Raw genomic sequence first — 248 nt, forward strand, 5'->3', positions numbered from 1 at the left:
GGGTAATTAAGGTAATATCTTCCATACCAGCAGGGGCATTTTTGCGCACTTCCACTTGGGCTTCTAAGACTCGTCTTAACCAATATTCCCGCCAATATTTAGTATAAGGTCCTGGTATAGGTTCAATAGAAGTTTTGCCTTTTCCCATATTACGTTCAAAGAGTTGAACATTACCCCAAATACGTCGGAAGTCTCGTTTATCACGATCATTTTCGATATCTAACTCTAAACGCATATCAACAAGGGGT

Annotated in this window: 1 pseudogene; it reads right to left on the bottom strand. The window is 39.9% G+C overall.

From position 1 onward, the window contains the following. Positions 1 to 248 (bottom strand): annotated as a pseudogene (locus R0J92_RS25365) (hypothetical protein); the annotation flags it as partial.

Source organism: Tritonibacter sp. SIMBA_163 (assembly GCF_046535935.1).
Lineage (GTDB): Bacteria > Pseudomonadota > Alphaproteobacteria > Rhodobacterales > Rhodobacteraceae > Epibacterium > Epibacterium scottomollicae.